The organism is Winogradskyella sp. PC D3.3, from assembly GCF_054366245.1.
In genome coordinates, this window is record NZ_CM135962.1 from 1991434 (window position 1) to 2016323 (window position 24890).

The 24890-nt window shown below is 32.3% G+C and carries 26 protein-coding genes; 7 read left to right on the forward strand and 19 right to left on the reverse strand.

Annotated features, from left to right (window positions below):
* Window positions 1–33 precede the first annotated feature (33 nt).
* Together ACXGSQ_RS08560 and ACXGSQ_RS08565 are read right to left on the reverse strand one after the other, a co-directional pair.
* Entirely contained in the window at window positions 34–861 is an 828-nt protein-coding gene (locus ACXGSQ_RS08560; RefSeq protein WP_458629192.1) for an ABC transporter permease, read from the reverse strand.
* Window positions 862–919: 58 nt separating this feature from the next.
* A complete protein-coding gene (locus tag ACXGSQ_RS08565) occupies window positions 920–1816 on the reverse strand; it encodes an ABC transporter ATP-binding protein (protein WP_458629193.1) in 897 nt (298 codons plus the stop codon).
* Window positions 1817–2031: 215 nt separating this feature from the next.
* On the opposite strand from ACXGSQ_RS08565, the gene ACXGSQ_RS08570 reads away from it, so the two are divergent.
* A complete protein-coding gene (locus ACXGSQ_RS08570; RefSeq protein ID WP_458629194.1) occupies window positions 2032–3096 on the forward strand; it encodes a hypothetical protein in 1065 nt (354 codons plus the stop codon).
* Here ACXGSQ_RS08570 and ACXGSQ_RS08575 read toward each other — a convergent pair.
* The 5 genes from ACXGSQ_RS08575 to ACXGSQ_RS08595 form a co-directional block, all read right to left on the reverse strand.
* A complete protein-coding gene (locus ACXGSQ_RS08575) occupies window positions 3093–3611 on the reverse strand; it encodes an IS1096 element passenger TnpR family protein (protein ID WP_458629195.1) in 519 nt (172 codons plus the stop codon). The two genes, ACXGSQ_RS08570 and ACXGSQ_RS08575, sit on opposite strands and share 4 nt — an antisense overlap.
* 25 nt (window positions 3612–3636) lie before the next feature.
* Entirely contained in the window at window positions 3637–4662 is a 1026-nt protein-coding gene (locus tag ACXGSQ_RS08580; protein ID WP_458629196.1) for a COX15/CtaA family protein, read from the reverse strand.
* 29 nt (window positions 4663–4691) lie between these two features.
* Complete coding sequence (locus ACXGSQ_RS08585; RefSeq protein ID WP_458629197.1) at window positions 4692–6116, reverse strand: CCA tRNA nucleotidyltransferase; 1425 nt, start codon at window positions 6114–6116, stop codon at window positions 4692–4694.
* A 128-nt stretch (window positions 6117–6244) separates the two neighbouring features.
* Window positions 6245–6949, reverse strand: coding sequence for a nucleotidyltransferase family protein (locus tag ACXGSQ_RS08590; protein WP_458629198.1), 705 nt, complete (start codon window positions 6947–6949; stop codon window positions 6245–6247).
* Between the two features lie 3 nt (window positions 6950–6952).
* The gene (locus ACXGSQ_RS08595; RefSeq protein WP_458629199.1) at window positions 6953–8143 is read right to left on the reverse strand and encodes a UDP-N-acetylglucosamine 4,6-dehydratase; all 1191 of its coding nucleotides are present in this window, start codon (window positions 8141–8143) and stop codon (window positions 6953–6955) included.
* A gap of 225 nt (window positions 8144–8368) precedes the next feature.
* On the opposite strand from ACXGSQ_RS08595, the gene ACXGSQ_RS08600 reads away from it, so the two are divergent.
* The gene (locus ACXGSQ_RS08600) at window positions 8369–9124 is read left to right on the forward strand and encodes a lipopolysaccharide kinase InaA family protein (protein WP_458629200.1); all 756 of its coding nucleotides are present in this window, start codon (window positions 8369–8371) and stop codon (window positions 9122–9124) included.
* On the opposite strand, the gene ACXGSQ_RS08605 is transcribed toward ACXGSQ_RS08600, so the two are convergent.
* A complete protein-coding gene (locus ACXGSQ_RS08605; protein ID WP_458629201.1) occupies window positions 9121–9882 on the reverse strand; it encodes a glycosyltransferase family 2 protein in 762 nt (253 codons plus the stop codon). The genes ACXGSQ_RS08600 and ACXGSQ_RS08605 overlap by 4 nt on opposite strands.
* Window positions 9883–9923: 41 nt before the next feature.
* Between ACXGSQ_RS08605 and ACXGSQ_RS08610 the strand changes: the two genes are divergently transcribed.
* A complete protein-coding gene (locus tag ACXGSQ_RS08610; RefSeq protein ID WP_458629202.1) occupies window positions 9924–10748 on the forward strand; it encodes a glycosyltransferase family 2 protein in 825 nt (274 codons plus the stop codon).
* Between the two features lies 1 nt (window position 10749).
* On the opposite strand, the gene ACXGSQ_RS08615 is transcribed toward ACXGSQ_RS08610, so the two are convergent.
* The 5 genes from ACXGSQ_RS08615 to ACXGSQ_RS08635 form a co-directional block, all read right to left on the reverse strand.
* Window positions 10750–11829 (reverse strand): CDP-glycerol glycerophosphotransferase family protein, encoded by a 1080-nt coding sequence (locus ACXGSQ_RS08615; protein ID WP_458629203.1) that lies wholly within the window; start codon window positions 11827–11829, stop codon window positions 10750–10752.
* A gap of 29 nt (window positions 11830–11858) precedes the next feature.
* Window positions 11859–12803 carry a stealth family protein gene (locus ACXGSQ_RS08620; RefSeq protein ID WP_458629204.1) on the reverse strand — a complete coding sequence of 315 codons (945 nt, stop codon included), beginning with the start codon at window positions 12801–12803 and terminating at the stop codon, window positions 11859–11861.
* 47 nt (window positions 12804–12850) lie between these two features.
* A complete protein-coding gene (locus tag ACXGSQ_RS08625) occupies window positions 12851–13762 on the reverse strand; it encodes an ATP-grasp fold amidoligase family protein (RefSeq protein ID WP_458629205.1) in 912 nt (303 codons plus the stop codon).
* An 85-nt stretch (window positions 13763–13847) separates the two neighbouring features.
* Complete coding sequence (locus tag ACXGSQ_RS08630; protein ID WP_458629206.1) at window positions 13848–14510, reverse strand: hypothetical protein; 663 nt, start codon at window positions 14508–14510, stop codon at window positions 13848–13850.
* A 2-nt stretch (window positions 14511–14512) separates the two neighbouring features.
* On the reverse strand, window positions 14513–15328 hold the full coding sequence (locus ACXGSQ_RS08635) for a 2,3,4,5-tetrahydropyridine-2,6-dicarboxylate N-succinyltransferase (RefSeq protein ID WP_458629207.1): 816 nt from the start codon (window positions 15326–15328) through the stop codon (window positions 14513–14515).
* 396 nt (window positions 15329–15724) lie between these two features.
* On the opposite strand from ACXGSQ_RS08635, the gene ruvX reads away from it, so the two are divergent.
* The 4 genes from ruvX to mazG all read left to right on the forward strand — a co-directional run bounded on the left by ruvX (window position 15725) and on the right by mazG (window position 18081).
* Window positions 15725–16138 (forward strand): Holliday junction resolvase RuvX, encoded by a 414-nt coding sequence (ruvX, locus tag ACXGSQ_RS08640; protein ID WP_458629208.1) that lies wholly within the window; start codon window positions 15725–15727, stop codon window positions 16136–16138.
* Window positions 16139–16272: 134 nt separating this feature from the next.
* The gene (gene def, locus ACXGSQ_RS08645) at window positions 16273–16863 is read left to right on the forward strand and encodes a peptide deformylase (RefSeq protein WP_458629209.1); all 591 of its coding nucleotides are present in this window, start codon (window positions 16273–16275) and stop codon (window positions 16861–16863) included.
* A gap of 10 nt (window positions 16864–16873) precedes the next feature.
* Window positions 16874–17305 carry a DUF5606 family protein gene (locus ACXGSQ_RS08650; RefSeq protein WP_458629210.1) on the forward strand — a complete coding sequence of 144 codons (432 nt, stop codon included), beginning with the start codon at window positions 16874–16876 and terminating at the stop codon, window positions 17303–17305.
* 2 nt (window positions 17306–17307) lie between these two features.
* Window positions 17308–18081, forward strand: coding sequence for a nucleoside triphosphate pyrophosphohydrolase (gene mazG, locus ACXGSQ_RS08655; RefSeq protein ID WP_458629211.1), 774 nt, complete (start codon window positions 17308–17310; stop codon window positions 18079–18081).
* Window positions 18082–18467: 386 nt separating this feature from the next.
* On the opposite strand, the gene ACXGSQ_RS08660 is transcribed toward mazG, so the two are convergent.
* The 6 genes from ACXGSQ_RS08660 to ACXGSQ_RS08685 form a co-directional block, all read right to left on the reverse strand.
* A complete protein-coding gene (locus tag ACXGSQ_RS08660) occupies window positions 18468–18653 on the reverse strand; it encodes a hypothetical protein (protein ID WP_458629212.1) in 186 nt (61 codons plus the stop codon).
* Window positions 18654–18668: 15 nt separating this feature from the next.
* The gene (locus tag ACXGSQ_RS08665; RefSeq protein ID WP_458629213.1) at window positions 18669–20663 is read right to left on the reverse strand and encodes a DUF349 domain-containing protein; all 1995 of its coding nucleotides are present in this window, start codon (window positions 20661–20663) and stop codon (window positions 18669–18671) included.
* 79 nt (window positions 20664–20742) lie between these two features.
* Window positions 20743–21504 carry a shikimate dehydrogenase family protein gene (locus ACXGSQ_RS08670; protein ID WP_458629214.1) on the reverse strand — a complete coding sequence of 254 codons (762 nt, stop codon included), beginning with the start codon at window positions 21502–21504 and terminating at the stop codon, window positions 20743–20745.
* Window positions 21473–22492, reverse strand: a complete 1020-nt coding sequence (locus ACXGSQ_RS08675; RefSeq protein WP_458629215.1) for a DUF368 domain-containing protein — start codon at window positions 22490–22492, stop codon at window positions 21473–21475. The genes ACXGSQ_RS08670 and ACXGSQ_RS08675 overlap by 32 nt, the downstream gene beginning before the upstream one ends.
* The gene (locus ACXGSQ_RS08680; RefSeq protein ID WP_458629216.1) at window positions 22492–23460 is read right to left on the reverse strand and encodes a DUF368 domain-containing protein; all 969 of its coding nucleotides are present in this window, start codon (window positions 23458–23460) and stop codon (window positions 22492–22494) included. The genes ACXGSQ_RS08675 and ACXGSQ_RS08680 overlap by 1 nt, the downstream gene beginning before the upstream one ends.
* Before the next feature lie 38 nt (window positions 23461–23498).
* Window positions 23499–24854, reverse strand: a complete 1356-nt coding sequence (locus ACXGSQ_RS08685) for a tetratricopeptide repeat protein (protein ID WP_458629217.1) — start codon at window positions 24852–24854, stop codon at window positions 23499–23501.
* Window positions 24855–24890 lie beyond the last annotated feature (36 nt).

The window sequence follows — 24890 nt, forward strand, 5'->3', positions numbered from 1 at the left end:
TTGTATCATGACAAAGCAGTTTTATTAACACGATTATAAATCTCTCTTTTTTAATAATCGATAAGATAAAAATACAAATAAAGCAGTCCAACCTAAAACAATAGCAATCTCATACCAATGTACTGCGTAATCGTACACAATATCTGTTTTTTCAGGGAACTTAGTCATTATTATACGTTGCATAGGTTGATTGATAAGATTGTACATAGATTCTAGAGGCATGAAACTTTTGACCTTAAATGCTGTTTCTACAGTTCCGGTGATATAGACAGCAGCCCAAAATACAAGCCATTCTACAATATAGAGAATTACTAAAAACGCTAAGGCAAATGCTGAACGTTTTACTAGCATACCAAAGAATAGACACAAACTAAAAAAACCAACGAGTTTTATAAAATAAGCCAATAAGAATTCTACTTCTCTAAAAATAATAGTGGCTTCCGTATAACTTGAATAATACATCCCAATTACAAATGTGGCTAAACCAATGAGTAAGGTGGCGCACAATGAGAAAAATACAATGGTGTAGAATTTAGAAAGTATAAACTCTTTCTTGCTTAAACCATCAATTAGGTTTTGTTTTAAGGTTTTATTACTGTATTCATTACCTATCATGCTAACGACTACAATAGCAAAAAAGAATTTGAAATAGGATGCGAAAAAGGTAGTAATGTGCCAAATGATTGGGAAATTGAAAATACCTAATTCACCTAATTCTAAAGTAAAAATGCCGAAAAAATTTATTTTAATGGATGATAAAATAAGTACTGTGAATGGTAAAATAAAGGATATAAAGATTAAAACGAGACTGACTTTATTTAGCCAAAGTTTTTGAAATTCTATTTTTATAAGACGTAACATATTTGATTGGTTTTGCACACTCTCAAGGTATAAGAATTATGCTGTTCTTTTGATTGATTTATTGGTTGTCTGTTAGTTGTAAGAATTGCTCCTCCAAACTTTCTTTGCGTTTTACAAGATGTGAAAGTAAAATTCCTTGGTCAAACATGGATTTATTAAAATCGGAAGCCGACATGGGTTCTTTTAAAAAAGCGGTAATTAATTCTCCTTCAACTTTTATTTTACCAATTTTAGAATGTAACTCTAATAAGCCTAAGAGTTCTTGATGCTTTTCAGCTTTTAATTCAAAAAAGCCATAACTGTTAATCATTTCATCGACACGACCAGCGTATAATTTTTCTCCTTTTCGTAAGACCACAACATGAGTACAAACTTTTTCTACTTCATCTAAAAGGTGTGACGCCAAAAGAATCGTTGTGCCATTGGCAGCAATATCTTTTATAATTTGACGTATTTGATGAATTCCTTGTGGATATAAACCGTTAGTTGGCTCATCTAAGATTAAAATTTCAGGATCATTAAGTAGGGCAGAAGCGATAGCTAAACGCTGTTTCATACCTAAAGAATAGGTTCTGAATTTATGATCTTTTCTATCAAGTAAGCCCACTACAGCAAGTTTTTCGTCAATTTTACTCCGATCGACTCCTTTTATGCGGCAAACTAATTTTAGGTTTTGCTCGGCGGTCATATACGGATAAAAATTTGGACGCTCTATGATAGCCCCAACTTGCTTTAAGGCATCATGGGTTGAGGTATTGCCATCAAACCAATGAAAATCGCCTTTTGTTTTATTTACCACATTTAAAACAATACCTAAAGTTGTGGATTTACCACTTCCGTTAGGGCCTAAAATGCCATAGACATTACCCTTATTAATAGTGAAACTTAAATCTTTAACGGCAGTGAGATAACCGAATTTTTTTGTGAGATTATTGATCGTAAGGATTGGCTCCAAAATGATTGGTTTTTTAGATGCTGACACAAGTTCAGCAAAAGTTGGTTATGTGTATAAGACGATTGATGCTTTTGTTTGTTACAAGAATTTATATTTTATAATAAATAATCCTGCAAAATGATGGATTTAATTAGTCGTTAGATCTTTAAGAAACAATTTATTCAAATTTAGTGGGAACTTTTTATTATTCACTTTAAAACCCTTAAATTTAGCCTATGAGTAATGATTTAAAAATATCAAAAAAGAAACCCACATACCCTATATCTGATAAATTAAATACGTATTTATCTAAATATAGAAGGAATATAGATTTGCCTATTTTCTATTCCGATTTGTTGCGCTTTCAAGGTTCTATTGTGGTATATGATAAAAATGATGTTGATACGCTATGGGTACGTGTGTATTATAATGAATTTGAACGTGAAGAAATTGATATTAGTTTAAAGCAAGTATACTCAAGTTTAATTTCTGACGGCGGAACTAGCATTTTAAAATACCTTAGTGTAGATGCGATTGATTTTTGTACGTTCGGAAATTCTAAACCTTTTAGAATAAAAGTGAGGAATGTTTTGAATGATAATTTTACTCATTTTTACGTTAAAACAGCAGATGCATCACGAGTTTATGGATTAGAGCTAGAGCAAATGTTATCACCATATCAAATTAATTTTTTGGTGTGTAAGGATACGTTGATTGAAGAGCATATTGCAGGCATTCCTGGAGATGAGTTTATAAAGAATATGTTACCAGATTGTAGTGCGTCTGAAAAATCACAGATAGCTAAAGAGTTTGTAAAGTTTAATGAACGTTGTTTAATTAGGCTTTTGGGAGATATGCGTTCTTACAATTATGTGATTGTGCCTACTCACGATTTTGATCATGTGGTTTTTAAAATTAGAGCCATTGATTTTGATCAACAATCTTATGAAGGCAATCTAAAGATTTATAGGCCGCAATTTTTTAAGGAAAATTTTAAGATGGTTGAGTTGGTCCGGGAAAAAATTCAACCCGAATCCATAGATCAATATAAAATTGAAGAACGTTCTATTGTTGCGAAACGAATGATTAGTTATCACTCGCGTTTAAAAGCATTATTAGAATGTATGGAAGCGGACGAAATTTCTATTCCTAAACATATTGAAATGCTAAAGGAAGCTATTTACAATTACACCCATGATATTAACTTTAGAAAAAGTAAAAACATGGGTGAAGTTCTTAAAAATGCGCTCGACTTTGTAAAGCGAAATTATGAGGATGTTAATTTAAAGCGATTTAGTTAATTCCAATTTTCATCAAAATCTAAATCACTGTAGTCATCAATATCTAAGTCGTCTTCAAACGCGTTATAATCGTCATCGTCTTCTTCAGCTTCAAATGTTTTTTCTGGAGCTTCATCAGGAATTTGACCATGAACAAACATTAAATTAGGATAATCCGTACCTTCTGCTTCTTCAACAATTTCACCTAGTTCAACATAAAACGTCCACATGTTCATAAAATCGTAAAGGTAGATAAGACGTGTTGATGCTTCATGAACAATAGTATTAATAACTGTTTCGTTCATTATTTTAACTTCATTGCCAGCTTCGCTCATGTCCATCATAGCGATTTCCTCACCCTGATTCCACTGCTCATCACTTACATAAAATGACGCCATTTCCATACCATCGAACCCAAAAGATTGCGTAATAGTATTGTGTAAATCTTCCATCGTGTCACTTTCGCGTATTTCTATATCACGGAACACATCATCTTCGGTATCGTTATCAAGGATAATTCTAAATCTATAAATCATGCTGCAAAGTTAAATCATTTTTTAATTATTTGGTAAAGCGATGTAAGGTAAATGTCATAGCACTTAACAATATAAACGCCCCCACTTGGTGTAGTACACCTAACCAAACCGGAACAGCTAATATCAGTGTAAAAACACCTAATAAAAATTGAATGCCTACCATGGCTAATAGTACGTTAATCCCTTTAGTTTGATATGAGGTAAGTGTCATTCGGTTGGCTTTATACCAAATGGCGAGTATAAAAATCACCACGACATATGCGAATGTTCGATGTACAAATTGAACCCCACTTTTACCTTCTAAAAAGTTGAGGTAAATTGGGGTATGTTCAATAAATACAGTTTCGTGTATCCATTTACCTTCGCTCATTAATGGCCAATGGTTATGAATCCATCCTGCATCTAAACCCGCTACAAAAGCTCCATAAATGATTTGAATTATAAGAATGACTAAACCGATTCTTATAAAATTTCTAAATTTTTTATCAATGACTTTTTTATCAGGAAACATTAAGTCTAAAGCAACCCAAAACGTGTAGGCAAAGGTTAAAAATGCTGTAGTTAAATGCGCAGCTAATCTAAAGTGACTCACGTTAGGCTCATCTACTAAACCCGATTTTACCATGTACCATCCTAAGAAGCCTTGAAAACCTCCTAAAATAAGTAGGATTGCAGATTTTTTAATAGTGGACTTTGAAAGGCGTTTTTTAATTAAAAAATAGATGAATGGAATAATAAAAACCAAACCAATAAATCGCCCAATGACTCTATGAATCCATTCCCAAAAGTAAATGTCTTTAAATTCTTCTAAACCGAAGTGATTATGAAGTTTTTGATATTCAGGATATTGTTTATAAAGTTCAAAAGCTTCGTTCCATTCTACCTCATTCATTGGAGGAATAGTTCCTGAAATTAACTTATAATTTGAAATAGATAAACCTGAATGTGTTAGCCTAGTGATGCCACCAACAATCACCATGATAAAGATTAAAACACAACCTGTCAATAACCAATATATAACTGCTTTGTTTTCTTTTGTTTGATGAGCCATAAATACAAGAATTAATATTATTTTACTGCTTACTGCTTACTGCTTACTGCTTCAAGTCCTAGTTTTTTACCTTTCTCCAACATCAACTCAAAAGCGGCGTCATAGTCATTAGGTATTTCTCCTTCTAAAATGGCTTCTTTTATCGCTTCTTTAATTAATCCAATTTCTCTTGAAGGTTTTAAGTTGAAGGTTTTCATAATTTCTTCTCCAGAAACAGGAGGTTGAAAATTACGAACTTGGTCGCGTTCTTCAACTTCAATAATTTTATCTCTTACCTTCTGAAAGTTATTATGATATTTTTTGAATTTTTTTGGATTCTTAGTGGTGATGTCAGCTTCGCAAAGCGTCATTAAATCCTCAACATTATCGCCGGCATCAAAAACCAAACGCCTTACGGCAGAATCCGTAACGTCTGTTGCTAAAACAATAGGACGAGAACTCATAAACACCATTTTTTGGACAAATTTCATTTTGTCATTTAATGGCATTTTTAAACGTTTGAAAAGTTTAAAGACCATTTTAGAGCCTACAAATTCATGTGCATGAAACGTCCAACCAATTTTTTTATGAAATTTTTTGGTAGGTGCTTTTCCTATATCGTGTAATAATGCCGCCCAGCGTAGCCAAAGGTTATCGGTAGTTCGGGCAATATTATCAACGACTTCTAAAGTGTGGTAAAAATTATCTTTATGGCGTTGCCCTTCAATTTCGTCAATACCTTTTAAAGCTGTTAATTCAGGAAGAATAAAATCTAAAAGGCCTGTTTTTTCTAAATGAATAAATCCAATAGAAGGTGTTTTACTCTCCAAGATTTTGTTAAGTTCAACAACAATACGTTCTTTAGTAATAATCTTTATGCGTTCTTTATTATCAGTGATAGCCTTAAGAGAAGCTGCTTCAATTTCAAAATTGAGTTGTGTTGCAAATCGAATAGCACGCATCATACGTAAGGGGTCATCACTATACGTAATATTGGGATCTAAAGGTGTGCGGATGATGCCTTTGTCTAAATCACTGAGACCATCAAAAGGATCTAAAAGTTCTCCGAAATTATTTTTATTAAGACTAAGAGCTAAAGCATTTATGGTAAAATCGCGTCGGTTTTGATCATCCTCTAAAGTGCCGTTTTCTACAATCGGATTTCTACTGTGTTCGGTATAGCTTTCTTTTCGTGCGCCAACAAACTCAATTTCTATGTCGTCATAACATAACATTGCTGTTCCGTACGTTTTAAAAACTTGAACTTTTGGTTGGGTGGGTAGATTTTTAGCAACTTGTTTTGCTAATGCAATACCACTGCCAACAGCTACCACATCAATATCTTTTGCATCTCCTCGTTCTAATAAATAATCGCGAACAAAACCACCAATGACGTAGCTTTCTACTTGTAATTCTTCGGCAGATTGAGTGATGTAATTAAAAATACGGTGTGTTAAGGCGCGTTTGTGATTCATAAGACGATTGAAACTACAGATGCTCTAAATTAATTTTAAAACAACTGTATTTTTTAGCTGTGCAAAGATACGACACGTAGCTAATCTTTTAAAATGAATAATGTCCTTTTTGAAAAGTAAGAATTATTCTAGATTTTTAAAGCTTTAATATCATCTTGTGCTTTTTCAAAATCGTCATGTTTTCCAATATCTAACCAATAAGTTAAAATCGGATAATTAATGATTTTTTTGTTTTTGCTAAGTAAGGTTTCCACTAAATCAGTAGCATCAAAAAAGGTGTCTTCTGGAATAAAATCTAAATAGGCTTTCTTAAAAATATAAATTCCAGCATTAGAGTAATATGTATAGGAGGGTTTTTCTTTTAAGTCGGTAACATAACCAGCATTGGTTTCTACGATTCCATGTGGAATATTAACCGTATACGGTATTGTAGCAATTAAGGCATCCGCTTGCTTTAAAATAAAGGCGTTATAAATGGCTTCAAAATTCACATTAGTGAGCAAGTCGGCATTCATCACTAATATATAATCTGTATGGAACTTTTTTATGAGTTTTAAAGCTCCAATAGTCCCTAAAGTTTTGGATTCTTTTATAAAATTAAATGTAAGCTGATGTTTGTTATTGTCTTTAAAATAAGCAACAATTTGTTTGCTTAGATAATTAAGACAGATATTGATATGCTTAATACCGTAAGATGCGAGTAGGTCTGTGTTATATTCAATTATGGGTTTGTTTCCTATTTTTAAAAGGGGTTTTGGAGTGTTTTTGGTTAAAGGCATTAAACGCTCACCTTTACCACCAGCCATAATTACAACATCAATTTTGTTATGCATCAGTTACATTTTATGATCTAAATATTGACCTGTTTCCTTGTGGTTAAAGTTCGGTAATATTGTGTTGAATAAATGGATTAATTCGTTCTTTGTCCAAGATTTTTTAGATTTGAGACGCTGAATTGTATTAGAGAATAGGTTTAATTTCTCGGTGTTGTTCGCTAAAGGGGTGTTTTTAATAATCCCTATAGTATTAAATCGTTGTAAATCTAGAGTTTGGTGTGCTTCAAAAAATACTTCAGATTCTTTTTCACCAGTTGTGTTACTATGTGTTAATAAATAGGGCCATTTACCAGTTTGGGGTAAGGTTTGCGCTAAAGTTCTTGCTTCATTTTCATCTTTACATAAATAAGGCTCATAACCTAAGTTTTGAATATATTTTATAGCAATGTCAGCAAAGCTAGTGAGTTGTAAATTCGCATTTAATTTAGGAAATACTAAATCATTATTTTCGCCTAATAGACATGCTATTAAACACAGCTCTCCAGATTCTTTTGGTGTGATGAAGTATCTTTTAATATCATTGGGAGCTACTATGGGTTGCTGTTTTTTAATACGTTGTTCAAAACTATAGAGTAATGATCCATCAGAAAAAGCAACATTAGCAAAGCGTGCTGTTGAAATGTTGATGGCTTTGCTTTTTTCCATTAAAAATAATTCCATAATACGTTTTGACGCTCCCATCATATTTACTGGATTCGTGGCTTTATCAGTTGAAACGCAGAAATAGTTTTTTACAGCATTATCAATTGATTGTTGAATGGTTTTTTCGGTATTGCAGATATTTACGTCAATCATGCGCATTAATGTGAAAGCGTCTTCTTCACTTCGTACGTGTTTTAAAGCTGAAAGATTTAGTACATAATCATAATTTCCGTCTGAAGCAATAAACGCATCATATACAACAGTACCAATATCTAAAGCAAAGGTTTTAAAATCGCCATCAATATAACCGTATGAACTTCTAAGGTCTCTAACTAATTCAGCTAAATTATTTTCACTAAGATCAACTACATGCAGTTTTTTAGGCTGACGTCTAAATATTTCTTTAGTTACTGCTTGGCCTATAGTTCCTGCACCACCTAAAACTAGAAATTTTGAAGATGCAACGATAGTGTTTATTTCGATATGATAGGTGTTCATATCAATTTCAAACAAATTATTTTTTCTACCGATAAGATCTAATAGCTGCATTTATAGTATTATTTAATGTAAATTTAATATAATGATTTAATAATAGAAGCCAATAACAAAGGGAGTTGTTAAAACGATGAATTTTAAAGAGAAAATAGGGCTTTCGATTTAATTTGTAAATACGGATTAGAATATAAAAATATAACTATTTTTGTACATTACATGGACTTATAATAACGCGCAAACAAGTGGTTAAACGGTTTAAGTAGCGTTAACGATATCATAGTGAATAGAACAAAAAGCATACACAATAATTTTAAGCAATATGAAACGTTTTTAGACGCTATCATTACAGATTTCGATACTAAAGGTGAAGATTATGGTAACCAAAAGCGAAATTCTTTAAAGCTTTTTAAACTCGAAGACAAAACACTTAACGTGAAGTCTTTTAGAGTACCAAATGTCATCAATCAGATTGCATATCGGTTTTTTAGAAAAAGTAAAGCACAACGTTCTTTTGAATATGCAAAACAACTTCAGAAGTTAGGTGTAGGAACTCCACAACCTGTTGCGTATTATGAGTATACGTCGAGTCTTTTGTTTAAAAAAAGTTACTATATTTCTGAGCAATTAGAATGTGATTTGACCTATAGAGAGCTACTTACGGATTATAATTATCCTAATTACGAAGCTATTTTGAGAGCCTTTACACGATTTACTTTTGAACTGCATGAAAAGGGAATCAATTTTTTAGACCACTCACCAGGAAATACCCTAATTACTATTGATAAAGAGAATTACGAATTTTATCTTGTTGATTTAAACCGAATGAAATTTGTAACCATGGATTTTAATGCAAGAATGAAAAATTTTGCAAGATTATCTAAATACAAGCATATGGTAGAAATTATGAGCGATGAGTATGCTAAATGTTACGGCAAGCCTTACGATGTCGTTTTTAATAGTATGTGGGGAGAAGTTCAGAAGTTTAGAAATAAGCACGATAGAAAACAACGACTCAAAAAGCGTATTAAAGGTTAGGTCGTTTTTTTGTTTAGTTCTCGTAGCTTGGCATATTTTAAAAAGCGAATATGCGCGGTTTGAACAGAAATGTAGAAACCATTAAACCCATCTAAGAAACCTAATTTAATAAAATAAGATTGAACAAAGGCCCATGTAGGATTTACAATAAGTTTAAAAAGTGAAGCTTTTTTCCCTAAATCGTAATAGGCGTGAGCAGCAATTGTTGTGAATTTTTCGATTTGTTGGTTGTGTTCAGAGTAGGTTTGATAATTTGTGTGTAGAATATCCCCTTTCAGAAATCCCGCTTTTTTAGAGGTGTCTATTAAACTGATTTTATCATGAGGATTAATACCTGTCCATGTCGCTTTTCTTTTATTAAATATGCGTAATTTTTTGTCAGGATACCAGGTCGTGTGTTTAATCCATTGACCACATAAATTATTTAGACGATTGGCGTAATAACCGTCATATTTCCAATTTGATTTTAGTTCTATTATTGATTTTTGAAGCGTTTCAGATAAGGCTTCATCTCCGTCTAATGATACTACATACTCATACTTGGTTTGGGCTAATGCAAAATTCTTTTGTTCAATGTAACCTAAAAATGTTTGTTCAATAAAACGCACGTTAAATTTTTTGCAAATTGCCTTAGTATTGTCAGAAGAAAAAGAATCTACGACAACAATTTCGTCGACAACGTTAATTAACGATTCTAAACATTGTGCAATATGTCGTTCTTCATTATAGGTAATTATAACTCCAGATAGTTTAATCATAGTTGTAAATTGATAAATGTAAAAATAGTATTTTTGTGCTTATGCAGACTAATCTTAAAGCATCAGTAATAATAAGTACTTATAATAAGCCAGAGTGGTTGAGTTTGGTGCTGTATAGTTATGAACTTCAAACAAATTTAGATTTTGAAATTATTGTGGCAGATGATGGTTCGGATGAAAGAACTAAAATTATAATTGATGAGTTTTCACAGACATCAAGATTAAATATCATTCAGGTTTGGCAGGAAGATGATGGGTTTCAGAAAACAAAAATTTTAAATAAGGCTATTGTTGCTTCAAATGCTAACTATTTAATATTTACCGATGGTGATTGTGTTGCTCGCAAAGATTTTGTAGAAACTCACCTAAAGTTGAGACGATTGAATTGCGCCTTGTCTGGTGGATATTTTAAATTGTCAGAATCGATTACTAGAATAATTACAAAAGAAGTAGTTGAAAATCAGGTTTGCTTTAATAAAGAGTGGTTGCTTAAAAATGGTCAACAAAAATCATTTAAATTTAATAAGCTAACGAGCTCCAAGTTAAAGGCAAAAGTATTAAATAAAATTACGACGACAAAAGCCACCTTTGATGGTATGAACGTGTCTTGCTATAAAGCTGATATTGTTAATGTAAATGGTTTTGATGAGCGAATGAAGTATGGTGGATTGGACAGAGAAGTAGGTGAGCGCATGATGCACAATGGTATCAAGTTTTTACAGATACGCTATAGTGCTATCTGTGTGCATTTGCATCATGATAGACCTTATAAAAACGAAGAGGCCTTGTTGCTAAATAAAAAAATCAGACAGGAAACTAAACGCGAAAAACGCACCTATACGAAATACGGAATTCATAAAGCATAATTTATTTTTGTATAGTATATGCTTTAGAATAACTCTTAAACGTAAAGTAACCTAGGCGTTTTCTTATTTTATATTTCCTAATAAGGTTGAGCGGTTTCTTTTTTAAATAACGTTTGTCTTTATGTAAAAAGGTCAGACAAGCATCAACAACACGTTTACTAGATTTGCCGTCAAAATAAGGGTGTAATTGCTCAATAAACGCTTCTATGGTTTTTGTTAAATTTAACGATGGATTGAGCGCTTCGGTAATAGCCTTTTCAATGGCGTCTGTTGTGGTGATATTTATGAGATAATTGTGGTTAAACGTATGATTATAAGTAACTACGGGTTTTTGTTGAAGTAAAAACTCTTGAATGGCAGATGTCGTATCGGCAAACATAATATCAGAAGCCTTAAATAAAGGAATTAAATCAGTGGTGTTATAATAGGTGAAATTTTTATTTTCTAATGATTTCCACTTTGTTTTTACCTCATTGGGTAATTTAGGATGAAGTACCATGATAAATTTATACTTATCGGTATTGGACAGTCTTTTAATTTCATTAAAAACGTCGTCTTGTAACGCTAAACTTAGACGTTTGGTAAATGTAGAGGCAATCATTATCGTTGGTGTAGCACTCTTGATTTTAGTGTTTAATGGAAATAAGGGGTCTACTTTGCTCCAACCTGTTTCTATAACTTCAAAATGCGGATGCTTTTTTTGTTGCTCTTTAAATCCAGAAGTCGATGTTGGCCCTTGTGTACAATACAAATCGAAAAAACCACGAATTCTAAAATGAGAAAAATTATTGTGTCCCTCTGGTCGTTTTTGAGCATTAAAGCCATGAAAAATTTGCACTTTTAATCCTGAAATAAAATCAGGTACGTCATTGGTTGCCGCCAGCACAATATCGGGTTTGTAATTTACGACACTTTCAATGGTGTCTAACACATTATTTTTTCCTTGTAAGGCTATTTTGCCATCGTCAAGGTCGCTAAACCACATTGCGGTATCACCTCTGCTTAAGATTTCTTTTTCTAATGGAATCCCTATGGGCAATGCATAACTATAAGATATATATATTAAAAATTTATAATGCATTCTACTTTTATCTTTTAAACTGTACGGACTTAACGCATGCGTTCTTCTAGCCAACCTAATATATAATCTAAAATATGTGGTGGACTACGATCTAAACTTTGGAGGCCTAAGAATAATTTGTCTTTAGCTTTTATATTCAATTTGAATTTATACCAATACAACGGTTTCTTATAAGACCTAAAGTACATCAGTTGAAGATCATCCTTAAAATAACATGTTTTGTTTTTTATTTCTAAATGATTTGCTAAGCCTTGAGATAGAAATTGATTTGGATTCCTAAATTTATATTTTATATTTTCTAAAAAAACCTGACTATTCGTTTTAAAATACGTTTCAAAAGTAGATTTCCTTAAAGGATGAGGTGTGTGTTTAAAATTGTAATACTTGTCTAGTCCAGCAAGTTTTGCAGCAAGTTGTTGAGCTGATTTATGTCCGATTCTTGGTTTCTTTAATTTTTTATAGAATTTGTTTTCATCAAATTTTTGCCATTTACCTCGTAAAACAGGATATCCATTTCTGAAAAAATCTTCAGGTTGTGTTTCTTTTATTAAAAAAAAGTCATCGTTAAGATAGATGAAATGCTCTGCTAAATTGGGGATCCGATGTATACAAGTTTCTAATGTTCTACTGCAAAATGTAGGTAAAAATTCTTCGTAACCTTCGAAAATAACTTTGTGATCTACAATAGATACTTTCTTATACAGGTCTTTTGTTTCGGTATGATTTAAAAATTCGGGTGTTTGGTTATCTGTAACTATAAAAATGTTTCTCACATAAGGAGCAAACTTTAAAATGGAATTTATAGTGAATTTAATTTCATTCACTTGATCATATCGGGTTCTGAAATTGTCTAAATTAATTTTAGTTTTGTCTTCTAAGTAAGGCAGCATTTTAGCTTTATGCTTTTCGTCATTGCCATCAACCCACAGTATTACTGCGTCTATAGGATGCTTTTCAATAATGTCCTTCGTCATAGTATCTATTACTTAATTAAACAAAAAATGGTTCATGTTCTTTTCTATTAAAATTTAGTAATTACGTTTTGACCTTCTTCAAATTTAGGCAATTTAAAATAATCTCCAATAATAGTATTGTATTCATCTGGGTAAAATTCTTTTCTAGCGTCAGATGGGTAGAACGTCATTTCTCCAAATATAGTTTTACCATTAACAGAGTAAAAATCCACTCTAACAAAAGGAAGGTTTTTAGATAAAATCTCAGCTAAATTTACCATTTCTTTAAGATTCGTGGGTTTGGGGATTCCAGCAGAAATACTTTTATAAGTTTTACTTTTACCAAAAGGTAATACATTAAAATCTAAATCAAAGCATCCTTGTTTGTGGTCCTCTTCTCTGTCTATGTGTACGTCTATAAATTTAGGTACTCCATCAAAACAATAAAATTTATAATCAACTAAAGTGCTTTTGTCGTCTTCTTTCAAGAATTTTTCAATGATTATTTTTGGTTTAATATCTTTATAAGCCCATTCTTGACCTCTTCGATAGTATTGATTTTTATTTAACCATTTTTTAAACTTTTTAATGACATCCTCCTTTTTGAGATTTTCTTTGTTTTTTACGATAAGGTTATGACCATTGGTATGATTAGTTTTTATTACAAATTTATTAGGCAATTTATTAAAGTCAATGTCCTCGGGATTATCATAAACAGCGTAAAGCTCATTAAGGTATTGAGCACCTATTTTCTCTTTAACAAAATCTCTTACTTCATATTTATCAACTAAAGTGTTCAGGATTTTTGGTCTAAAAAAAACTTTGTACCATTCTATTTTTGCATTGAATTCCTTTGGGTTGTTTAAATCTAATTTTTTACTAGAAAAATATTCGTAATGGCATCTAACGTAAAATTTAGAGGGCAGAAAACGCATTTTTCGTAAGTGTCTTAAAAGGAATCGACGTATTTTATTAGGCATAGATAAAGTAGTTTAAGTAAAGATAAAACATAAATAGGGTGTCAATTTTCGATTTTTATATTCATTTGAATTAAAACGAAATTCATTATTCAAACCGATAACCAAAGCCGTCAATGACGTATTGTTTACAGGGATTACATTCACCACAGGGTTTGTTGTTTGAACGATGGCAAAACCAAGTATTGTTCATAATATCTATAAAACCATGCTTTTCAGCATAACTTTTCATTTCTAACTTTGAGATATAAGCAATTGGAAATCTAATATTTTTAAACAGTTCTTTTCGAAGAAAATCCATTTTCTTCGGGTTTACAACCCAGTTTTTCCCACCTGTTTCATCTGAAATTTCTATTAATTCATCAAAATATATTAAAGAATCTCGATCTTCATTGTGAAATCCTTGTTCCAAGCCTTTATATTTTTTTGCTAAGCAAGCCAACCAATAGTATTGCTTTCCTATTCTACGACGACGTCTAATTATTTTAAAAATTAACTTTAAGTATAGGTTAGTGGATATTTCTTCTCGCTTTATCAGCTTTACAGGTAAAATTTTACCATTAGAGTCTTTAAATTTTTGCTGTATTTGTTCCGATAACAACTTAATTGTTTCAAGCTCTTTAGTTGTAGAAGGTCTGCCTTTGTCAATTACATAAAGGGGTTGAAGAATTAATTCACGCTCATAGAGTTGGATAATTCTAAATGTAGAATCCCAACCACCAGTCCATAAAACAATTTTCTTCTCCTTCATATTTAAACAGCTACATCATACTCACGCAAAGCATCATTTAATGATGTTTTCTTATTTGTGCTTTCTTTACGTTTACCAATAATTAACGCACAAGGTACTTGAAATTCGCCAGCGGCAAACTTTTTTGTGTAACTACCAGGTATAACTACAGATCGAGCTGGTACAACACCTTTAGTTTCTACAGGTGTGTCTCCAGTAACATCAATAATTTTTGTACTCATGGTTAAAACTACATTAGCACCTAAAACAGCTTCTTTTTCTACACGGACACCTTCAACAACAATACAACGACTGCCAATAAAAGCGCCGTCTTCAATAATTACAGGGGCTGCTTGTAAGGGTTCTAAAACCCCACCAATACCAACACCACCAGAAAGATGTACGTTTTTTCCAATCTGCGCACAACTACCTACCGTTGCCCATGTATCTACCATAGTGCCTTCATCGACATAAGCTCCAATATTTACATAACTTGGCATTAAAATAGTACCCGCAGAAATATAAGCTCCATGTCTTGCAACGGCATGAGGAACCACTCTAATCCCTTTTTCAGCATAACCACGTTTTAAAGGGATTTTATCATGATATTCAAAAATACCAACTTCAAATGTCTCCATCTTTTGAATAGGAAAATATAATACTACGGCTTTTTTTACCCATTCATTGACTTGCCAGCCGTCAGTAGTAGGCTCAGCAACACGTAAGGTTCCGGCATCAATTAGATCAATGACACTTCTAATAGCATCTATTGTTACCTTGTTAGTTAAAAGAGAGCGATCGTCCCAAGCATTTTCGATAATAGATTGTAGTTGATTCATAATTTTGAAAAAGGATTTAGTCTCCAAAGATACTTTTATAATAACTTAAGCTAAAATACTTTTTTGAAAAATGTGACCACTTAAATAAAATGGGGTCTTAAAACTAATTAAATACTGGTATATCTTATAGATATCTAGGAATTTACTAATAGCTAATTTTGAAAACTCCTCTCCTCACATTGAGGAGTTTTCTTTTTTTTGACATAAAATGTGACCGATTAAAAAATGGGGTGTCTTAATAGTATAATTAATACAATGATTTATTTTTTAGAGGGAATATATCACATTGATTAATTTGGGTAAATTGATTTTTTTTAAAACGCTTCTTTTTTAAGGAGCGTTTTTTATTTGTCGTCAATTTAAGTTTAGAATTGGTATTACATTATCTTTGTCATTATGGGACGAATATTAGCCATTGATTATGGTACAAAACGAACAGGTTTAGCTGTTACTGACGAAATGCAAATTATAGCATCTGGTCTCACTACGGTTGAGACTAAAACGCTATTGTTGTATTTGAAACAATATGTTGCAAAAGAAAGCGTAGAGAAAATTGTGGTTGGCTTACCTAAGCAAATGGACAATACAGCTTCTGAAAGTGAAGTGTATATTCAGAAATTTTTAGTGCAATTGGCAAAAGCAATCCCTCATATTCCTGTAGAACGTGTGGATGAACGTTTTACGTCAAAAATGGCATTTCAAACGATGATTGATAGTGGTTTGAAGAAAAAACAACGTAAAAACAAAGCGTTGATTGATGAGATTAGTGCAACATTAATATTGCAGAGTTACCTTTCTAGTTTTCAGTGAAGAATGAAAATGTTATAATATTACAACATTGTTTCTATACATCGCTCTGAGAAAACACTATGGAATTTAGTTTTTGAAATTTGAATTATTATCCATGATTTTTGATACTTTTGCATCCGAAAAATAAACGAAATATGATTTTACCTATTGTAGCCTATGGCGATGCCGTCTTAAAAAAAGAGGCAAAGGAAATAGATAAAGATTTTCCAAAGCTTAAAGAACTCATAGAAAATATGTACGAAACCATGTATGGTGCCTATGGAGTTGGTTTGGCTGCACCTCAAATTGGTTTAGCGATTCGTTTGTTTATAGTTGATACAAGTCCTTTTGCTGATGATGAAGAGCTTTCAGAAAAAGAAAGTGAGCAAATGAAAAATTTCAAGAAAACATTCATTAATGCTCAAATTTTAGAAGAAGAAGGTGATGAATGGGCTTTTAATGAAGGCTGTTTAAGCATTCCAGATGTAAGGGAAGACGTTTTTAGAAAACCAAAGATTAAAATTCAGTATCAAGATGAGAATTTTGAGACACATGTTGAAGAATATGATGGTTTAATCGCTAGAGTGATTCAACATGAATATGATCATATTGAAGGCATTTTATTTACTGATAAATTATCATCATTTAAAAAGCGTTTAATAAAAGGAAGACTTACTAATATTTCAAAAGGTAAGATTAAAATTGATTACAGAATGCGTTTTCCTGCAATGAGCAAGAAACGTTAATACAATATATATGAGCTTAGATAAAATTTTATCCATTTCTGGGAAACCAGGTTTATACCAAATCGTAGCACAGACTAGAACGGGTGCTGTTGTAGAATCGTTAATTGATAATAAACGCATTACAGTTGGTGCACACAGTAATATTAGCATTCTTAGTGAAATTGCTATTTATACTTTAGCTGAAGAAGTACCTTTAAGAGATGTACTAAAGAAAGTAAAAGAAAAAGAAGGCGGACAACCAACGTCGATCAGTCATAAAGATAGTAAAGAGGTTTTAGAAGAGTTTTTCTTCGAAGTCTTACCTGATTATGATGAAGATCGTGTGTATCCTTCAGATATTAAAAAAGTGGTTCAGTGGTATAATTTACTTCAAAAAAATAATCTTTTAGATGCACTTGACGAATCTAAAGATGACAAAAAAGTTTCTGACGAAGAAGAATAAAAATGTCTGATAAAGCTACCCAATTAAAAGCCTTTGAGCGTTTGTTAATTATTATGGATGAGTTGCGTGAGCAATGTCCATGGGATAAAAAACAGACGATGGAATCTTTACGGCATCTCACCATTGAAGAAGTTTATGAACTTGGTGATGCCATTCTTGATAAGGATTTAGAAGAGGTTAAAAAAGAATTGGGTGATGTTTTACTTCACATTGTGTTTTATTCAAAAATAGGGAGTGAAACCAATGATTTCGATATTGCAGATGTCTGTCATAGTATTTGTGATAAATTGATTGATCGTCATCCTCATATCTATGGTGATGTCGTTGTAAAAGATGAAGACGAAGTAAAACGTAATTGGGAGCAACTCAAACTTAAAGAAGGAAAGAGTAGTGTGCTTGAAGGTGTACCTAAAAGTCTACCAGCAATGGTGAAAGCAAGCAGGATACAAGATAAAGTTGCTGGAGTAGGATTTGATTGGGAAACACCAGAACAAGTTTTTGAAAAAGTAGAAGAGGAGCTAGCCGAACTAAAAGTTGAAATAGCAAAAGGAGATCAAGATGCTATAGAAAGCGAATTTGGTGATGTGATGTTTTCTATGATTAATTATGCACGCTTCTTAAATGTAAACCCAGAAAATGCTTTAGAGCGGACTAATAAAAAATTCATAAAGCGCTTTCAGTATCTAGAAGGTAAAGCTAAAGAATTGGGTAAATCTTTAAAAGATATGACGCTTTCAGAAATGGATGTCTTTTGGGAAGAAGCCAAATTACTCTAAATCTTTATCAAACAACGTCTCTCATACGTTGTTTTTTTATGTCATCAGCTAATGATGTAAAATTATGGTCATTTTAGAAAGCACTTTTCAATTATCGCACTATAATTTCTTAGATATTCTAAACCTTGTTCAAAGCCTTGAAAACCAACCAAAATGCTATAAAATTGGGAGGAAATTTTAGAAATTATCAAAAAATTCACTAATAAAACATCCAAAAGTAATTTTCCTACGTAAATAGGGTATATAAGAACAAATAAACGTTTTTATAATCTTAGTAGGAGATCTTAATTATTATTTTAAGCGGTTGTAATTAAGGTTAATTTAGTTTAGTTAGGGCAAAACCCATCTGTTAGTTGCAGATGGGTTTTGATATTTAAAAGAGTGTATTACTCTACGTTACCTTTGTTTTTTATTTTAGTGCCTATGCCATAGCTTACAGTCGCAATTAGACCTGTTATAATACAAGTGGTCCAATTAATACCCATAGGGTCTGTTTTTATAACAAGCGTATAGGTTATATAAGCAGCAGTAGGAAAGGCAATGATAAAATTCCCTAATAAATCTTTATCCATTAAAAGGGGAATGTTTTAGTTGTACATTCCACGGACTTTGGTAAGCTTAGCTTTCCAAATTTCTAATTCATTCTTATGATTAGCAATGTTTTTATGTACATCTTTAACCAATGGATTGTCTGATTTTACATTAGAGAAAAACTGTAAATTATTTTCTAGCTGATTGATTTCAGATTTGATTTCAGTAATTCTTTTTCTGATAAAATTTTGCTCATTATCAAGTAATCGTGTGTCATCAGAATCGGCTAAGTTTTCGAGTTTACTCTCAAACTTAATCATTTCTAATTTCGATTTATCCATTTTCAGCTTATCGAATTTATCATCAATTGCTTTATAAAACTTACCATCAATGTAACGTTTGTTTTGTGGTACGTATCCGATTTCTTTCCACTGAGCAATTTTCTCTTGTAGAGTTTTGATATCTGCTTTCGGATCTTCAGTTAACTCTAGGGCTTTTAATTCGTCGAGAAGTTTTACTTTTTTATCAAAAGCATCATAAAGATGTTGGTCTTGCGCTTTACGCGCTGTGTGCATTTTATCAAAATAGTGGTTACAAGCAGCTTTAAATTGTTTCCAGATTTTATCACTATCGCGTCTTGGAACATGACCAATCTTTTTCCATTCATTCTGAATTTTCTTCATCAACGGAGTTACCTTGGCATAGTCATCACTGTCTTTATGGTCTTCTGCAATTTGAATTAAGTCTTTCTTCTTTTTAAGATTATCGTACTGATCTTTCTTTAAATCTTTATAAAAACTATTTTTACCACGGTTAAAGGTTCTAACAGCAGATTTAAATTTAGCCCAAGTGCTTTCGTTTACTTTTAATGGCACTTTTCCTGCTTTAAAAAACGCGTCTCTTAGTGCTTCAACTTCTTTGATTTTTTTCTGCCAAGCACTATGCGTATTACTTTTATCTTCTGCAATAGCTGTTATTTGTGCAATAATTTCTTCTTTGCGCTCAAGATTTTTTTCGTGCGCTTTATCCATATCAGCGTAGTAAGCTTGACGTTTATCGTGTATGGCTTTTGTTGCATTACTAAAACGTTCCCAAATAGCTTCTCTGTGTTCTTTTCCAACAGGTCCTAGCTCTTCTTTCCATAGTTTATGTAATACTTGAAGCTCTCTAAACGAACGGTTGGTATTTTCATCTTCTGCTAATTCTTCAGCACGTTCTATGATTTTTAATTTCTGATCATAGTTATGCTTAAAATCCATATCTCTCAAATCGTTATTGAGATGTAAAAAGTCATAAAAACGTTCTACATGATGATGGTAGGTATTCCAGGCATTATTGTATTTGTCTCTTGGAATTGGTCCTGCATTACGCCATTTTTCTTGAAGTTCTTTAAAGGTCTTATACGTTGTACCCATGTTTTCTTCAACGCTGAGCAAACCTTTTATCTCTTCAATTATGGCTAGCCTATTTTCTAGGTTTTGCTTTAAATTTTGTTCACGTTCTTTATAATATGCATTTATAGTATGCTTATATTCTTTATAAAGTGAGTTGAATTCTTTTTTGGTATCGTTAGTGTAATAAAAGTCTATTTCGTTTCCTCCATCGGCAATGAATTCTTCCTTTTTTTCATCTAGAAGTTCACTGAATTTGGCATTAAACTCGCCTTTTATTTCATTAACATGTTTAGAAATGGTCTGAACTTTGTGATTTTTTAAAAGTCGGCTCATTTCTGCTGTCAACTCAACCATTGACATAGCGTGATAATCTTTTTCTTCTACTTCATGACGCTCAGCATTAGATTCGTCTTCTGCGTCTTCAGCATTTGAAGCTTCAATTTCATCAACGAGATCATCTTTAACAACTTCAGTTGTCGTATCTGTGTCAAGCTTTTCAGAGGTTTCAACATTGTTTTCAACGTCGCTTATAGCTTCTTTCGTTTCGCTTACAGATTCGATTTCAGTTTTAATTTCAGCTTGCAGTGTTGGAGTAGATTCGGTTGATTCTACTTCTTTTTTTCCATCTGCTTCTTGCAGGTTATCATTCTCAGACATGTGTCAAATATTTTTTATAGTTGTTAAAGATACTAACTAGTCCTTTAACTACAAAGGAAATGCTCATAGAGCTTGTGTTTTAGACTTTATTCCAGATTTCCCACGATTTTTCGGCTTGTAGTCTTAACATTTCCAGTCCATTAATGGTTTTGGCGCCTCTGATATAACCCTGGTTTAAGAATTTAGTTTGATCTGGATTGTATATTAGATCGTATAAAATGTGCTGTTTTGTGATGGCTTCATAAGGAATATCTGGACATGCGTCTACATTTGGAAACGTACCAATAGGTGTACAGTTTATTATAATGGTATAGTCCGAAATAATAACATTGTTTAAGTCTGAGTACAAAAAAGTTACATTTTCTTTTTTAGTACGTGAAACAAAATCATACTGTATGTTTAGTTTTTTAAGTGCATAAGCAATAGCTTTAGAAGCACCTCCAGTACCAAGAATCAATGCTTTTTTATGATGCGATTTTAGATGCGGTTTTATAGAGTTTTTAAAGCCGTAAAAATCGGTATTGTAGCCAACTAATTTGTTGTTTTTGGTAAACCTAATGGTGTTTACAGCGCCAATCGCTTTAGCTTTTTTATTGAGCTTATCTAGCAAAGGAATAACCTGTTCTTTATAAGGAATGGTAACGTTAAGGCCTTTTAAATTTGAGGAGGTTTCTATGATTTCTGAAAGCTCATCTATAGATTGTAGATCGAAATTCACATACGAATGTGGTGCGTTTTCAGTCTTGAATTTATCTTTAAAATAACCTCGCGAAAAAGAGTAGGAGATGTCTTTGCCTACGAGTCCGAATTTATAATTTGATTTGTCTTGTGCGTTTTCCATACCATTCTAATCCTAAAACTATAAGGATTCCTAGGGCAATATAAACAATTGCAATGTAAGTTTGGGTGTTGAGTTCTGGTAAAAAGCGTTGGTAATTAGAAATGATTTGTTTTCCGGTAGAATCTAAAATAATAATACCTTCAGAATTGGTTTTGTAAATCGTTTCTTTCCATGGCCAAACCACTCCTAAGGAACCGATAATAAACCCCATTATAGTAGCTAGTGTTATGAATTTATAATTTTTTAGAATATAATTTAAGATATGAGAAAAGGTTACCAATCCAGTAACAGAACCAAGTGTGAATACGGCTAAAACTTTTAGCAGTCGTATGCGATAGGCATTGTGAATAAATTCAAAATCACCACTAAAGAGATCAAATATAGTGTCGTTAAGAGCGTTAACGGAATCCACGAGTAATAGAACATAGTTACCTAAAAGAATAAGGATGAATGAGCCAGAAAACCCAGGTAGCGTCATGCCTGAAACACTAATAATACCACAAAAGAACACAAAAAAGAGATTGTCATTTTCTGTTGCAGGATCTAAAAAACTAACGCTAATCCCTGCTATTGCACCAAGCACGAGTGCTAATAAGGTTGTCCTATTCCATTCTTTAAAATCTTTAGAGATGTAATAAATTGATCCTAAAATCATACCAAAGAAGGTACTCCAAACATAGAGTTCATAGTGGATAATAAGATAGTCTAATAATTTAGACACACTAAAATAACTCACAATCATACCTAAGAAAAGGAGGCTTAAAAATTTACCATTTATATAGCGGTAAAAGCTCTTAAATCGTGCATTAAATAAGAGTTTAAAAGCCGTTTTGTTTACGCGTTGTAATGAGTAGATAAACTCTTCATAAAAACCAGCAACAAAGGCAACCACTCCACCAGATACACCTGGAACTTTATTGGCTGCACCCATAGCCAAACCTTTAATGACCAAGAAAACACGATCTTTAAGGGCTCTTGTACTTTGCATTACACTTTGTTTTTTTGTTTTCCTAGACTTTCTAAAATAAGAATCGTTGCAAAACCGATGACAATAAAAATGATTGCCATTACTAAGTCGTTATCTCCGGCGTAAGATGTTGGCAATATACTTTTGTCTAGTAACGTTACGACTTCACCTTCAGAGTTTATACGCGTTTTTAAAACCTCTTTCCAAGGCCAGATTTTATTTAAAGACCCAATCATAAAACCAGTAAGAATAGCTAAGGTTAGATTTTTATGATGTTTAAACATCCAATTTAAGGCCTTAGAAAATACTTTAAGTCCGATGACAGCTCCAACACCAAGTAATACAAATTTTAACAACGCATCTTTAAAAAGTTCCATGTTTCCATTTAACAAACCATCTCTTAAATTATTAATGGTATCAATTGCCGTTTGGTAAGCTCCAAGAATTAGTAAAATAAATGCTCCAGAAACTCCTGGTAAAATCATAGCAATAATGGCAATGAATCCACAAAATATGAGATAATATGGACTGTCTGGAGAGGCAAATGGTTCGGCTTTCGTAATGTAAAAAGATATAATTGACGTAATTATAATAGCAATTATCAATTTTAAGGACCAGCCTTTAATTTGTTTCGCGATGTATAAAATACTAGCTAAAACAAGTCCAAAAAAGAAAGACCATAGTAATACAGGTTCGTTGTGTAATAGCCATTTTATGAGTTTTGATAAGGATAAGATGCTTATAGCGATACCAGAAAAAAGTGCTAATAGAAAATTTCCATTAACGGAATTCCATGCGGTTTTAAAACCATCTTGTTTCCAAACTTTAAAAACACTAAGATTAACTTTATCTATGCTTTCTATTAATTCTTCGTAAATACCAGAGATAAATGCAATGGTTCCGCCAGAAACACCTGGAACAACATCTGCTGCTCCCATTGCAATACCTTTAAAAGTGATGACTAAATAATCTAAAAATCGTCTTTGCATTCTTCTATAAAATAAGAATCGCTAAGGTATGATTTTTTTTAGTTAGACGTCTTTTTAGCTTCTGAAATTATAGCCTTAATCATGGGCTTGTCTGAAAGTTTCGGAAATAATTCTGAAATAATAAAGTTGTAATCAAAGTTAAGTCGTGTTGCATTTTTTAGGTGGAAACGTCCTTCTTCGATTTGATGAACAGAAAAGTATAGACCTGCTAATCGGTATTCAACCTCTGCGTTTTCAGGATAAAACTCTGAAGTTTGAAGTAAATTATAAATTGCTCCTTGGTATTCACCTAAGGTTATTAAAACATCCGATCTGTTTAACCAAGTGTCTAATTCATAATTTCCCAAGTCTAAGGCCCGTTTGTAACCGCGTTCTGCTTCTTCAAGAAAGTTTAAACGCTTATTTACGGTAGCGTACAATTTCCAATATGCCACATTTTCGCTGTCTATAATAACCGCTTTATTAACGTAATATAACGCTTTTTGGTAGTTAAGACGTTTCATGTAAAACTTGGTAATTGCAATCCAGCCTTTATCAAGTAAGGGGTCTTCGTCTATTGTTTTTTTGAAAAACTGAATCGCTAATTCTTCTTGATTCAACTTGGCATAGCATTGACCAATACGTAAAAGAGCAAAGGATGTTGGGTCTTCTAATGCTAAAGTAATTTTGTAATTTTCAATAGCCTCTTCGTACTTCTTTAACTTTTCGAGTACTTTCCCTTTTTCGATATAAGCACCAACAAACGTATCATCTGAAATGATTGCAAAATCTAATGCGGCATTTGCTTTATTGTAATCTTTAACTGTTAAATACTGGCGTCCTAGTTGATGCCAAGCAACTTCACAATATGGGTTGGTGTTTAAGTATGAGTTTAAATAGTCTATGGCTTCAGAATTCTTATTTAAGAAATCATAGCAATACACAATGTTGTGAAGGGCGGAATAATCCGAGACGTCACTTTCTAGGCATTTTTTAAAATATATTATAGCATCTTCAAATTGATCTAAAAACAAATACTCCATTCCAACTAAAGCATATAAATCTGCATCGTCTTCAGGTGTGTGAGACATCTCTATTGCAATTAGTAAGGTGTCTATGGCTTGTTGATGTTTATCTTGCTTAGATAATACATTGGCCTTTTGAATGAAAATTTCTTCGTTTGTAGGTTCGAGGTTATGTAATTTATCTAAAAGATCATCGGCTTCTTCAAATTTATTTTCAATCACCAATATTTCAACTTGAAATAATCTTAGATTAATGGATGTAGGATGTTGTTCTAAACCTAATTTAATAGCGCGCTTAGATAGGGGAATCTTACCATTTTCAAGATAATGATGAATGATATTTTCAAATTCGTTCGAGTCAAAGAACAAAATATTATTGGTCTTTAACATCGATTCGAATCGAGTGAGAGGGAAGTTTTCGTCGTC